The following is a 13,663-nucleotide window of genomic DNA, read 5'->3' as shown; positions in this document are numbered from 1 at the left end:
CAAATAGTACGCTAATTTAATTTTTTGCTTAAGCGCATCTGCTTATGCAAGATTTCCACGAAAGTGATTGTCTAATATTTTAACTGGAATAACAATATTTACAAAACAAACAGGTATTTAAAACCTCCTATGATTATGCCATTTTGCATTTATAACACAATTATTTTATGGAACAAAAACCTTTATCACAAGATGATATCGATAAGGCAAAAGCTTATAAAGAAGCGCTTGATGAACTGCAAAAATCCGTTGTCGGTTTAAATAGCAAATTACCATCTTTTGCTGATGGCATGAAGGCCGGCATACAGGCTATCGGAGAAAAACTACCGGAGGTGGTAGAATCCATTAAAAACCTGAATGAGCAAAATCGGCAATTGGCAGAGTCAGGTGGCAAACCCAAAAATATTTTAAAGGAGTTAGCGTCATCCATGCTATCATGGAATACACTAATTTCTGTTGGTGTAACCTTACTTGCAACTTACGGTGATGCCATTATTGACTGGGTAAGTAGCCTGGGAAAAGGAAAAGATGCCAGCAACCAGTCAAAACTTAGTATAGAGAGCTTGAATAAAGCTGTGGGTAGCACAGAGTACAGCGGAGCCATTAAACAAGTTAATGAACTTAAAATTAACGTTGGCCTGGCAAAAGATGGCTTTTTGAAAAAACAGGATGTACTTAGGCAATACAATGATACGCTTGGCAAAACGATGGGCCATGCCGATACTTTAAATGAAGTAGAGGGAAAACTACTTAAAAACGGGCCAGCCTATATAAAAATGACTTTATATAAGGCAACTGCTCAGATGGCATTACAAGAGGCGGCAAAAAAAGCTGTTGAAGCTGAGCAAATTAAACTTAAAAAAGATGAAGATGTATTAACCTTTTGGGACAAAACGGTTGATTTTTTTAACCGCAATACTGGAGCTGCGGGGATAGGCGCTGCGGGCATGTCAAACACCGAAGAAATAGCCGACGCTGAATTAAAAGCTAAAGCTAACCAAAGACGTAAAGAAGAGGGAGATCAAATTCAAAAAGATCAGCAAAATTTAGTAAATATTGCGGCCACTTACCAAAAGCTTGCTGCAGAGGTTGCTAATGGAAATGGACTTAATTTTGTTGGCAGTACTACCACTGAAATTTTAAAAAAAGATTTTGTAAGAAAGCATAATATCATTACCTCTCACGCCGAACAACTCATGCAGGCTAAATCAATTGATTTTGCGCAAACCCTTGAGCTTAATAAAAACCAGTACGATCTTGAACTTAAGCAGCTGGACGGGCTTTTGCGAGATAAGGAGATCAGCCAGGAGGAGTTCAATAAACGCAGCGAGCGGCTGCAACACAAATACAAACAAAACATTGGCAACAATGCCGAATTGTTTGCCAAACAAAACATGGCCGATATGAAAAAGGCGATGGATGTGCTCGCCGGGAATTTAAGAGAAAAGGAAGGCCAACAAAAAAAAGATGTCATTAGTCAGGATGAAAAGGAATTAAGAAAAATAAAGCTACCCGGAAACCAGTTAGCAGCAGAACGTAAGTTAATTGACGACAAATTTGCTTACGAGCTTTTTATGGCCGGTAATAACAGCGAAAAGAAAAAAGCTATAGAAGAAAAACACCAGAAGGACCTTAGCGATTTATCGGAACGATACGAACAACAGCGTAAGGAATTCGCGGTAAACACAGCTCAAAAAGTCGCTGATGCAGCCTTCTCTTTACTTGGCAGTAATATTAAAGCAAACACCGAAGCCAAAATAAAAGGACTTGAAAAGGATAAGGCAAATGAATTAAGCAACACTAGCCTTACATCTACGCAGCGTAAAGCAGTTGAGGAAAAGTATAAAAAGAAAGAAGAGCAGGAAAAAATTAAAGCTTTTAAAGCCGAGCAGCGAATGTCTGTACTGCAAGCGGTGGTGAATGGTGCTTTGGCTATAACTAAAGCCACATCACAAACCGGTGTGCTTGCACCTTTTGTAATTCCGGGTATAATAGCATCAACTGCAGTACAGATTGCTACTATTGCATCGCAAAAGCCTCCTCAATTTGCCAAAGGCGGTCAGTTCATCTCTGACGGGCGTGGGGCCTTGCTACCCGGCTATAGCCGTACCGATAATACCAATGCTTACCTGCGCAGCGGCGAGGCTGTGGTAGTATCTGAAGCTATGCGCAACCCGTGGGCACGCAACTTAGTAAGTGCCATTAATGTGGCGTATGGCGGCCGCGACTTTTCGATGCCAAATCCCGGCAAAGGATATTCAATTGGTGATATTTATACCGATGGTGGCAATGCCAACCGCTACTATAGCCAGCCGGTTGTTGATGTTAAAGAAATGGCAAATACGCTGGCTTATCAAATGATCAACAACTTTCCCCCTATTTATGTGGATGTGAAAGACGTAAACAATCAGCAGAACATTTTGGCGCAAACAGTTAACAGGGTGAATCTGTAAAAAGAATTAATAAATTATGCCATACAGCATACAAACACAACATGAATATTAGCCTTGCAAACCAATTGTTTGATAATGGTACGTTATCAACTTTATACAAATCCGGTTTTATAACGTCGAAGGTATTTATCTACCGCGAGATCTACCTATGGGTACATGCCCAGGTACAAACCCGCAGCATTACAAAAAACCAGGCGGTGCTGGAAGCTGAAGTAAAATTTGAAAAAGACGAACGAACTATATGGCGGGCGCTAAATTGCTTTACTGCATAGGTTCGGAACTTGAATTATAGGAATATTATGAATTAATTGGATTATCCATCACTTTCTAAAACTATGTTAATTCTGATTCAGAGATCACTGACAAACCAACGCCACCACTCAGTTATGTAATTACACCGATATTTGTATTGTTCGGTTGAATTTGGAGTCCGAATTTAATCATAGCTATTAGGCATTGCTCAGTGCATCCAACCAATGGCATTCTTTCAATTCATAAAATTCTTATCATTCAAGTTCAGAAGGTACTGACAAACCAACGCCACCACTCAGCTAAGTAATTATGCCGATATTTGTATTGTTCGGTTGGAGATAATCCCAATCTTAAATCTGTCTTAACCTGGCCGATGCCATTGTCAAGATCTAACGCTCCCAGTTAGTTATATTCTTTTAATTCGAGTTCGGACGAACTGACAAACCAACGTCACCACCTGCCAAAACAATTATTACGACTTTTGAATTATGCCAAACGGCATTCAAAACAATCAACCTAAAAAATCATAATGCGGCTTAGGGACGGCAGTCATATAAAAGTCAGGGCATTAAAACAATCGGTGTAATTACACCAAAATCAGTGTAATCCAAATACTGTAATTCACATTAAAGAAATCGGTGTAATTACATCAACAATCAGTGTAATCCAAATACTGTAATCCCAAACAATGAAAATATACTTATATGATAACGAAACAGATTGCATAGGCTCGGGCAGCCTGTCGTCTGCATACATCAAAACCCAGTTAGATACAGCTGCCGGTGCCGATGTCGAGGTACATATCAGTTCGGTAGGTGGGTCGGCATTTGATGCCATCGCCATTTACGATCTGTTGAAAAAGTATCCCGGCAAGGTAACCACCTATGTTGACGCTTTGGCGGCATCGGCAGCGTCGGTAGTAGCAATGGCGGGCAGCAGCATAGTCATGAGCAAATATGCATTGTTCATGATTCATAAACCCATGGTAGGTAGCGGCGGCAACGCTGATGAATTATTAAAGGATGTGCAGATGCTGAACGTAGTACAATCACGCCTGGCACAGATCTATATGGACAAGTCGGGCCTTGACGAAGCAACCGTAAACAGCCTCATCAACGCCGTAACCTGGATGACAGCCGACCAGGCCTTGAGTCTTGGCTTTGTCGATGCCGTGGAAGATTACACACAAACTGTTATAAATAGCGCCCTTATTAAAAAGTATACAGAAACGGCACCGGCTGTTTACCAGCGCTGCATCAATAAAATCTTAATAACAAAAAGCAATATGAACATGGAAAACAATGACCTCATTGAAAGGACCACATCGGTGCTGGACAAGATCATGAACTTTTTTAAACGCGTAATTAACAAGCAAACCGTTACTGACAAAGGAACGCTGCACCACAGCGGTGAAATTTGCGAAGGTGCCGAAGTTTACCAGGACGAGGATTTAACAAAACCAGCCGTAACCGACAGCTACACCACTGCCGACGGGCAGCAATTGGATGTTAAAGATGGTAAAATCGAATCATTATCGGGCATTAAAGCAACTACCGATGAAGACGATGAAGTTATTGGAGCCGGCAAATTTTCAAAAGGCGCCAAGCCTGCCGAAGTGCAAAACCGCTTCCTGGAAATTAAAGCGCGCTTAAATGCCCAAAACACCTTACTGGCCGAGGCCAGAGCTGCACTTGAAGAGGCAAACCAGCATCTTAACAAAACCCGCGAGGAAGTAAAAAACGAAATCAAAAGCAGCTTCACTCCCGAAGGTTCAAAACGCAGCAACAAAGCCAAAACAGAGGCACAACCCTTTTTTGCTCCACAAAGCGCACTTGCTAAGCAAGCTGTAAAAAAAGCAGTAGGTAAATAAAGCTGTTTACGCACTCAAATCTACCGGCTCATCACATTACAATCCCTATAAATAAACCTCATTAACCAAAAGCTCTCCCTTTAGGGGGTTGGGGAGCTAAAAATTATGGCTCAATTTACATTTACAAACAACACTTATGCCGGCGAAGCGCTGGCAGGATTTATGGCCAGCACGCTGCTCGAGGCCGACTCGGTAAAGCGTGGCTTGCTCACAGTTATTAACGACGTAAAATCGCGCAAGGTTATACTTGATGTTGATGATGACGTGGTATTGCAAGACCCATCGGGCATATTTGCCGACCAGGGCACAACTGCGGCACAGCGCGAAAGCTACCTTGACCCCGTGGTATACGAATTTATGAAGCAGGAACAGTGGGACAAGCTGGTACAATCATGGGAGTCGCAACAATTAAAACCCGGTGCTTTTCAGGACTATGAAGGAGTGGTTGACCTGAGCGATTTTATGGTGCAGCGCTATCTTACCAAAATCCAGATAGCCAACGAACGCTTATACTGGCTGGGCAAAGGGGCAACAAAAGAGGCCGCGTTCACAGCGCCTTTTACAGGCTTGTTGCCAAGCATAGCCTCAGCAAACGGCGTATACAAAGTAGGCTTAAGCAAATCAAATACCTCGATGGCTGCTACCGCAATCAGTGCAGCGGGTTTAGTTACCGTAGGCAGCACAATTACACTAAAAGATGGCGATGTGGTAAGCATTACCGCGGTTACTGGGTCGATTAAAGACACAACAAACGGCGCGGGTATTGATGTACAGGGCCAATCGTACTTTATCCGTGTAGAAAGCGCAACTACTTTCAGGCTGATACGCAATTATAATGAAGTAAACACACGCAAGGCTGCAACCTTTACCGGTTCCGCAACTGCTGCAATGGTAAGCTATATTAACGCCAGCAACGTACTGGATGTACTTACAGGCATCTACGCGCAGCTTGACCCTGCCGACCGCAGCCAGGAAGACTTTAACCTTCAGATACCATTGCACGTCGGTTATGCTTATGCACAGGCCCAGGCAGACAAAGCCGTGAATGTGTTGAACGCCTTTACGGACCCTAAGAAAATGGATTATTTAGGCGTGCCGCTGCAACTTATGAACCATTGGCAGGCAAACACCATTTTGGGTGCCCGCGCATCAAACCTTTTCCTGGGCGTGGATCTACTTGGCGACGCTTCCGAACTATCAACCGTTTACATGAAGCCTTACACAAATGATAACGTAGTGCGCATGAAAGCACGCATGAAAGCAGCGGTGAATTTCAAATTTGCAAACGAGCTGTTTTACCTATCTGCTTAAGGGAAAGTACATTAATAGCTTAAACATAATTCACTTTGAAAAGCTATTAATTAAATGCTCTGCCTAATAACAACTCTCCAATAACTCCTATAATGTCAATATACAATAAAATAAATGCCGGCTTTAGCCTGGGCGCAGCTACACCTGTTACGTCGGGTATCGAGGATGTGGTTTACATATTTAATCAGGATGATATTATGCTGACTTTCGACAGCACAAATCCGCTTATCGTAACCGGCTTAACATCTGTGGCAACTGCTAAGGTTTACAAATTTGAAGGCACAAACAACAGTTTCAACACTGTAAGCAAACTGGCCAAAACACAGGTTGGCCCAAGATATACAGAAGAGATAGACTTTAACATTGCAGGCCTATCTGTAGATGTGAAAGCTCAACTTATGGCAATGGGCTATGGCCGTGTTTGCGCTATAGCTGTAAATAATTACAAAGATGGCGATTCGGCAATTGAACTATTCGGCGTCGTTAACGGCCTTATCGTAACAGAAGCCGAACGCAATGCAGCCGACGAGGCACTTGAGGGTGGCTACAAAATAAAACTTACCAACCCCGATAAGTTAAGGGAACCTTACCCGCCGCGTGCCGTATCTATAGCCCCGGCAAACGGCACAGCCAGCTACGCAAGTACACTTGCTGCCATTGAAGACTTAGTAGCCTAATCTTACCACAGTTAATAGACCATAGTCCATGGTTTACAAACAATAATCCTATGGGGTATGGTCTATAAACCATGGATAACTCAAAAAATCCATGACCAATAAATACATTTTAAAACCCGGCCTGCACCAGTTTATACCCGGCTCTGCCGCAAAACATTGTAACGGGAGCCTAAGCGATGAAGAAGCATCATGGTACTTGAAACGGTACCCGCACATCGCAAATCTGTTTGTTATGTTTCCATCGCTGACTACAGAGCAGAACAGCTCGCAATCAGCAACAAAAAAAAGAAGGAACCGCATAACAAAATTAGTAGCCAAAAGCAGCCTTCCTGGAGGTAAGGCGGAAATATGAAAACCTATTTACCACAAATTCAGCGACGCATTTTAGTAAGGCCTAATCAAACATTCGGAATACTTAATTATGATTTGGACAACGCCTACCCACAACGCATGCTTGAACTGGTAGGCCAATCGCCAACGGCAAAAGATTGTTGGAACAAGCGGGCGAAGTTTATAGCGGGCATTGGCTTTGAGCAGCCCGACCTGGGTAAGCAACTTGTAAATAGTTGCGGGCTTACATTGGCAAAACTATTAAAGGCAATTGCTACCGATAAAGCACTTTTTAGAGGTTTTGGCTTGCACATTAACTACAACGCCAACTTTAAAATCTCATCTGTAAACTATGTGAAGTTCGAAGATATCCGCATGGGTGATACAGACGACGCCAAAACAGCCGAAAAATTTGGCATCTACAACGATTGGGGCCGACGATCCTGGAAAAACATCATGCGCAGCAAGATTACATTTCTTGACAAGTATGACCCGGGTGAAGAAACGATTAAGAAGCAGGTGTTTGCCGCAGGCGGATGGGATAAATACAAAGGACAGCTATACTATTTTAACCCCGAAGTGGATGATTATCCATTAATTGAGGCTGATTCTGTTTGGGAAGACTTTGAAACCGAGGCCGGCATTAAAATTTTTAACAACCGCGAAGTAACCACAGGTTTTTTACCATCTACCATGTTGTTTATGCAGTCACGTCGCGAAGAGGCTGATAACAGTTCGGACAGAGGCTACAGAAATGCACCCTCGCAGTTGGAAAAGGATCTTGGGAGTTTCCAGGGAGCTAAAAGTGCGCAGAAGATTATTGTCATAGAATATGAAGATGAAAGTGCCAAGCCCGAATTCCAACCTTATGCAATCCAAAATAACGACAAGCTTTTTGAGAGCACAGAGCGATCTGTAGAAGCCCGGATTATAAAAGGCTTTTCAGTGCCTAAAGAACTTATCAACTCGGAAAAAGCTTCGGGCCTTAGTAACGGCAGCGAAAAAAAAGAAGCAATAAGAGAATTCAATGATAACACCGCTGCGGACAGGATTGAATTAAGTGAGACCATGGCAGAAGTATTCGGTCACTTTTACACAAATCTAAATCCATCCGGAAACTGGAACATAGTACCAGTTCCTGCTAACGTAGCAGATGATGCGCTTGCCTTAAAAGCGGGAGCAGCGATAAACGAGTTGTTGTTATCAGCTATTCCATCGCATAACAAAATTGCCACGCTTGTTCATGCATATGGCTTTAAACAAACAGAAGCAGAAGCTATGGTTGGGGAAGGTTTGGATAACTAACCATGCCACCCATTTTATCACTCACACTACTTCCATTAATCACAAATTATCAACACAATGGAAACAAAACTAATTATTACACCAGCCATGTTGCAACGTTACGAAGACGTTGCATCCAATATAAAGCCTGAGCGTATCAAAGTTTTTATAAATAAAGCCCAGGAACTTGACCTAAAGCCATTTTTGGGGTACATATTATATTACCAATTAGTAAAAGTGCTTGCAGCCGATGGCACACTAAGCGACGATGCGCCGCAGCATCTTAAAGATTTACTAAATGGCTGCGAGTACCTCGACGATCATGGAAACATTGTTTTATATCAGGGCTTATTGCCGGTAATGGCATACTTCACGTTTGCAAGGTTTATTGAAGCTGATGCTGTGCACTATACCCCTACCGGCCCTGTTATAAAACGCCATGAAAATGCAGATGCCGTAGCGCCAAAGGATGTGGTAAAACTTGTACAACAGCAGCGTAGCACAGCTAACGCTTATGCCAATGAGACAGAGCGCTTCCTTATAGACCACCACGAAAACTTTGATGCCTGGCATTATAATCATAAAAATAAAAGCAGCAGGCAAGCAGGCCCACGCATCCGAAGTGTAGATCACACTGATTTCAATTTGAACATAGACAGCTATGAAATACCCATACTTATAACCGACTTTTTAAACTAACATGGCAGTAGACAAAAAAATAAGCGAACTGCCTGTGACCCCTGGTATAGGTGCTAATGATATTTCTGTGCTGGTTAACAATGGCGTAGATTATCAGTTCTCGATAAGTTTGCTATTGCAATACCTCACCTCAAACATAACATCCGGCGCATCAATCACCTTCGGTGCAGTATTACCGCAAAATAACACAGGTAAAAACGGAGATGTTTTCCTGAAAACAAGCACAGGCCAGTTTGCTCAAAAAAAATCAGGTATCTGGACAGTTGTGTACACTCTCCCGGAGGCAAACGGGGCTGATGGAACACTGCTTTACGGCGCAGGAAACCCGGCAATAGCGCTGGGTAAAAACAATGACAGCTACATTGATACCCTTAGTGGCATATTCTACCAGAAACGCGATTTGAATTGGCAGCAAGCATTCTCGATGCAAAGCGGCCCGCCGGGCCCCAGAGGGTTAGCAGGCGAAACAGGATTGCGCGGCCAAGACGGACGAACGATTTTAAGTGGTGATACAAATCCCTCTAACGCACTTGGAACGGAAGGGGATTTTTACATAAATACAGCCACTTACCATTTCTTTGGTCCAAAAGTATGGGGCGATTGGGGAACACCGGTAAATATGTTTTTCCAGCCGGTGGAGCCCTATGCGTTTAAGTTTCTTTCCGGTGGATCTAACCCTATTATCGTCGATAACTGGCAAACAGCGTTCTTTGAAAATTACGGTAACGGCGAATTCATAGTTCAATTTACTGATGATGATGGCAATTATCAGGACAGGCCGGACATAGGTATCAAAAGAATCTTAGACAGATCTGGCCGATTGCCCATTCAAACAGCCATATCATTAGACCTCCCAGACTATCCCGACGGACGACTCATCATTAAATACTCAAACTTAACTCTACTATGAAAAAATACATTTATATGTTTTTGCTGTGTGTAAGTTGCACGGCTGCACTCGGCCAGGATGCTCCGCCACTCGACGCAAAAGTAATAAGCCCTAACCCTACATGGTATAAAAAAATTGCAGGTACCGATACTTCCTATTATTTATACAGCGGCGGCCAATGGGCAAAATTTGCCAGAAGCGAGTGGGTAAAAAAACTATTACAAGATGATTTAGCTTCCGCAGCCAAGCTGGATGGAACAAATTTTTTCTCAGGCTACAATAATTTTCAGAACCTGGGTGCCCGTACGATAGCATTATCATCATATGCGGATACCCTGATACCAGGGGACGTTTCGGCAGGTAACTACAAAGTAAGCTCATCAAATAACGGCCCGTTTATAGGTAACACATCCTATCGTAATCAGGTCCCGCAATTTCGCTGGGGCGAGCGCGCCGGTGGCGGATCATTTGTTGTTCAAAAGTATGAAAATGGCGAATGGAAAAATTTGCTAACCACGAGCGGCAACAGCGATAGCACGTTTGTGAAACGGCCGGAATTGGATAGTGCTATAAATGCTGCCTCAACCATAGCTGGCAGCGGCCTAACAAAGGAAGGTGCTGTAATTAAACTAGGAGGTGTTGTAACCGAAAACACTTTTTTTAATTTACCAAATTTAAACGGTTTATTCTTTTCGGGATGGGACGGACCGACTCAAACCGAAGGAACTTATTTACTTAGTGCAGATATAGGCTCTTACAGGACAAATTTCACGAATAGAAGAGTCAACACAGGCACACAAACCGAAATCAACTCAACGGGCGACGGCATGCGCTTAACCATGCAAGATTTGACTACCTACAACCAAAATGCGATACTATTCAACTACGATAAAACCGTATTATTTGATGGCTCATTGGGTAATACTTGGTTTAAGTATGCAACAGATCTGTCGATTAACGGGCTGCTTGATGATCGATCAATCCCCGATGTTGGCGGCGTTAAGAAGTTGCTTTTAAACCGCCCAGATAGCGCAACATTATCAAATACATACGTTGCTAAAAATGGCGATAACAATATTACTGGAACCCAAAATTTCACAACAGCAACTGGCGGTTATGCTATCCAAACGGGTGGCACAGGTAGCGGTATTAATATACAGGGCACAGGTGATACCGCCATAAATGTAGCGAGTGGTGTAACCAATCTCCTACAAACGGGTATACAAGGATATTTTCAACATAATGGCACAGGTATTCATAATGGCCAAAATGACTTTAATGGAACAACGGCATTTGATGGTAGTGTATCATTTAATGGTGGTGCTGGAAAAGATATTGGCGTTTACCAAGAAGGCAACCAATTTAGTTGGAGATCATCATTGTCAAATGTACAATGGAATATGTACGCTGGCGATAACTTTAGTTTGCAAACGCAAAGCGGCTCGGTAGACTATCAATTTAAAACCGATGGGCTTTATAGGCAGGGTAATAAATTTGTTGAAAGTACTGGTGCCAATAGCTTTACTGGTGATCAAACTGTAACTGACGGCAATATTTTTATAAAAAGCACGACCCCATCAAGCCCAAATGATTATACTTCTATAACCAGGCAATCAATAAGCTTTGGTAATTATAATAATCAAAACTGGGCAACAATCGGCGCGGTTGGCGGCGGCATCAATTTAAGTACATCGGGCGGTACGGCTAATTTTAGTGTAGGCGGCAAAACGCGCCTCACATTGGTTGATATACAAAATCAAGGCTTTTACTCTTCAATTGAGGACGGTTTGGTTATAAAAGGCCCGGGCTTTGTGTCTAACCCGACAGGCCCTACAGGCATTCTGAATTTACAGACTGCGGACGCTCGATACACTACCATCAGCGATACTGCACAATATGCGCGTAAAGACGGCACAACCTTCACCGGCAGCGTTTACCTTGCGCACGACGCCGTTGCCGATATGGAAGCGGTCACCAGGAATCAGCTTTATAACCTGTACAACGGGTTATCCTGGAAGAGCTCGGTTCGTGCAAAAGCACCGGGCAATGTCACACTATCCGGTATACAAAATATTGACGGCGTATCGGGCGTAGCTAATGGTAGGTATTTGCTAACAAATCAGACCAACCAAACAGAGAACGGTATATGGTTAATGCAGTCGGGCCCCTGGATCAGATCGACTGATGCCGATAGCGGCGAAGAGCTGACGGGGTTGACCGTTTCCATATCACTTGGCAGCACAGGTACAAAATATAGCCAATGGACTTACACAGGTGATGCAAACCCTATAATCGGGACTGATAATATTACGTTCTCGCAGATCAGCGGTCCGGGTACCTATGGTGCCGGCACCGGCTTGATAGCAAACGCTAACTTATTTTTGCTTGATCAAACATTCGTTAAAGGCTTATTTTCTGCCACAGGGCCGCTGTCTTACAGCAATGGCGCATATTCAATTGCTCAGTCAGGAACCAACCAGGACGGCTATTTGACATCGTCAGATTATAATACATTTGCCAACAAACAAGCTGCAGGTAACTACCTAACGGCTTTAACAGGAGAAGTAATTGCCGCAGGCCCCGGAAGTGCTGCGGCGGTCATAAACAAGGCAATTACACCAACCTGGACAGGCCAGCATACATTTAGTACACAAACAAATTTTGGAGGTAGTTTGATACCGACCACTAATGCAACTTACAGCTTAGGTAATTCCGGTGGTAATTTCCTTAATGTTTACAGCAATAGTTTGCAATCAAACACATCCATAACGCTAAACACCACCAATGGGAATGGTATTGTATTTAACATTGGCGGTCTAGAGAAATTAAGAATATCGCCCGCTAATGGAAACCTTTTGATTGGTACAACAACCGATGATGGTTCAAGTAAATTACAGGTGAATGGGCAATCGGTGATTGTAGGGCGTACCGCTTTAAATAGCACCCAAGGTTCCTTAATTCCAGCAGCGGTTTATATTGGCACAGCCCCAATAAATACTTCCGGCAGCTTTAATCTTTCAGGCCTTGGCATCAACCAACAAAATAATACTTATACATCAAGTGCCACTGGAAGCACAATTGCTCAGGCTACAGTTAATGGCTACGGTCAGGCAACGGTTGCTCATAGCAACCTAACTACCATAACTAAGATGTATGGTAACTATTTTAGATGGGCTGCAGCTGGTTCAAACACTACTATAACTAATAACTATGCCGCGGGATTTGCTGGAGACGTTGAGGTTACAGGCCAAGCTTTTATCAGTAGTAATACTGTGATCGGAAACGGCGTGCCAAACTCAAAATTCACGATTTATCAATCGGTTGATGGTGTTAGCGGTGGAGCTTCAATATTTAGTACGGCTGGTACCAATATCAGGCTTTGGGCCGATGCAACTAACGCCAGGATATCAGGTTCTGGTTCAGAAAATAGCAATGTTGCAATAAATGGAACTGGGTCAGGTCAGGTATTAATAGGTAGTGTAACAACTGATGGAGTTAGTAGATTACAAGTTAATGGGCAAACCTCGATAAACGGCGCTTTGATACCAGCCTCAAACGGCAATCTACTTTTAGGGGGTGCGAACAATAACTGGCTGTCTGTATATACGAATGAGATAAACAGAACGGGTGCTAATACTTACTTAAACTTTAGATTAAACGGCACGGATCAGGGACGATGGTTTACAAATACCGGAAACCTAGTAGTTGGTGGTACTACAGATGCCGGCACCGGCAAGCTGCAGGTGGTCGGCTCGATCAGCGCGACCACTGATATCAGCGTCCTGGCCAGCGACCGTGGTCTGATATTAAAATCGCCTGACGGTACGAGATACCGCGTTACCGTAGCAAATGGCGGTACTCTTCAAACTACAGCTTTATAACTTTTCAAGTCTACAAT

Annotated in this window: 10 protein-coding genes; all 10 read left to right on the top strand. The window is 43.2% G+C overall.

Annotation, left to right across the window (positions count from 1 at the left end; translation table 11 throughout):
• The first annotated feature begins 167 nt into the window (after nt 1-167).
• The 10 genes from FPZ43_RS15715 to FPZ43_RS15670 all read left to right on the top strand — a co-directional run bounded on the left by FPZ43_RS15715 (nt 168) and on the right by FPZ43_RS15670 (nt 13,646).
• The gene (locus tag FPZ43_RS15715; RefSeq protein WP_146382887.1) at nt 168-2,453 is read left to right on the top strand and encodes a hypothetical protein; all 2,286 of its coding nucleotides are present in this window, start codon (nt 168-170) and stop codon (nt 2,451-2,453) included.
• 41 nt (nt 2,454-2,494) lie between these two features.
• Nucleotides 2,495-2,725 carry a hypothetical protein gene (locus tag FPZ43_RS15710; protein ID WP_146382886.1) on the top strand — a complete coding sequence of 77 codons (231 nt, stop codon included), beginning with the start codon at nt 2,495-2,497 and terminating at the stop codon, nt 2,723-2,725.
• Between the two features lie 668 nt (nt 2,726-3,393).
• A complete protein-coding gene (locus tag FPZ43_RS15705) occupies nt 3,394-4,575 on the top strand; it encodes a head maturation protease, ClpP-related (protein WP_146382885.1) in 1,182 nt (393 codons plus the stop codon).
• 105 nt (nt 4,576-4,680) lie between these two features.
• Complete coding sequence (locus FPZ43_RS15700; protein WP_146382884.1) at nt 4,681-5,886, top strand: hypothetical protein; 1,206 nt, start codon at nt 4,681-4,683, stop codon at nt 5,884-5,886.
• A gap of 92 nt (nt 5,887-5,978) precedes the next feature.
• Nucleotides 5,979-6,563 (top strand): hypothetical protein, encoded by a 585-nt coding sequence (locus FPZ43_RS15695; protein WP_146382883.1) that lies wholly within the window; start codon nt 5,979-5,981, stop codon nt 6,561-6,563.
• Between the two features lie 91 nt (nt 6,564-6,654).
• Complete coding sequence (locus FPZ43_RS15690; RefSeq protein WP_146382882.1) at nt 6,655-6,915, top strand: hypothetical protein; 261 nt, start codon at nt 6,655-6,657, stop codon at nt 6,913-6,915.
• Nucleotides 6,912-8,198 (top strand): hypothetical protein, encoded by a 1,287-nt coding sequence (locus tag FPZ43_RS15685; protein ID WP_146382881.1) that lies wholly within the window; start codon nt 6,912-6,914, stop codon nt 8,196-8,198. The genes FPZ43_RS15690 and FPZ43_RS15685 overlap by 4 nt, the downstream gene beginning before the upstream one ends.
• Before the next feature lie 57 nt (nt 8,199-8,255).
• On the top strand, nt 8,256-8,876 hold the full coding sequence (locus FPZ43_RS15680) for a DUF6712 family protein (protein WP_146382880.1): 621 nt from the start codon (nt 8,256-8,258) through the stop codon (nt 8,874-8,876).
• Nucleotide 8,877: 1 nt separating this feature from the next.
• Nucleotides 8,878-9,786 carry a hypothetical protein gene (locus FPZ43_RS15675; protein ID WP_146382879.1) on the top strand — a complete coding sequence of 303 codons (909 nt, stop codon included), beginning with the start codon at nt 8,878-8,880 and terminating at the stop codon, nt 9,784-9,786.
• Nucleotides 9,783-13,646, top strand: a complete 3,864-nt coding sequence (locus tag FPZ43_RS15670; RefSeq protein WP_146382878.1) for a beta strand repeat-containing protein — start codon at nt 9,783-9,785, stop codon at nt 13,644-13,646. Before FPZ43_RS15675 ends, FPZ43_RS15670 begins: the two co-directional genes overlap by 4 nt.
• Nucleotides 13,647-13,663 lie beyond the last annotated feature (17 nt).

The sequence above is a fragment of the Mucilaginibacter pallidiroseus genome, from assembly GCF_007846085.1.
GTDB lineage: Bacteria > Bacteroidota > Bacteroidia > Sphingobacteriales > Sphingobacteriaceae > Mucilaginibacter > Mucilaginibacter pallidiroseus.
Note: the sequence above shows the minus strand (reverse complement) of the source record. Positions and strands in the feature narration are given on the sequence as shown.

What these genes read in the sequence shown, in the direction of transcription:
- FPZ43_RS15715 (WP_146382887.1), top strand. Translation starts at nt 168, where the DNA reads ATGGAACAAAAACCTTTATCACAAGATGATATCGATAAGGCAAAAGCT.
- FPZ43_RS15710 (WP_146382886.1), top strand. Translation starts at nt 2,495, where the DNA reads ATGAATATTAGCCTTGCAAACCAATTGTTTGATAATGGTACGTTATCA.
- FPZ43_RS15705 (WP_146382885.1), top strand. Translation starts at nt 3,394, where the DNA reads ATGAAAATATACTTATATGATAACGAAACAGATTGCATAGGCTCGGGC.
- FPZ43_RS15700 (WP_146382884.1), top strand. Translation starts at nt 4,681, where the DNA reads ATGGCTCAATTTACATTTACAAACAACACTTATGCCGGCGAAGCGCTG.
- FPZ43_RS15695 (WP_146382883.1), top strand. Translation starts at nt 5,979, where the DNA reads ATGTCAATATACAATAAAATAAATGCCGGCTTTAGCCTGGGCGCAGCT.
- FPZ43_RS15690 (WP_146382882.1), top strand. Translation starts at nt 6,655, where the DNA reads ATGACCAATAAATACATTTTAAAACCCGGCCTGCACCAGTTTATACCC.
- FPZ43_RS15685 (WP_146382881.1), top strand. Translation starts at nt 6,912, where the DNA reads ATGAAAACCTATTTACCACAAATTCAGCGACGCATTTTAGTAAGGCCT.
- FPZ43_RS15680 (WP_146382880.1), top strand. Translation starts at nt 8,256, where the DNA reads ATGGAAACAAAACTAATTATTACACCAGCCATGTTGCAACGTTACGAA.
- FPZ43_RS15675 (WP_146382879.1), top strand. Translation starts at nt 8,878, where the DNA reads ATGGCAGTAGACAAAAAAATAAGCGAACTGCCTGTGACCCCTGGTATA.
- FPZ43_RS15670 (WP_146382878.1), top strand. Translation starts at nt 9,783, where the DNA reads ATGAAAAAATACATTTATATGTTTTTGCTGTGTGTAAGTTGCACGGCT.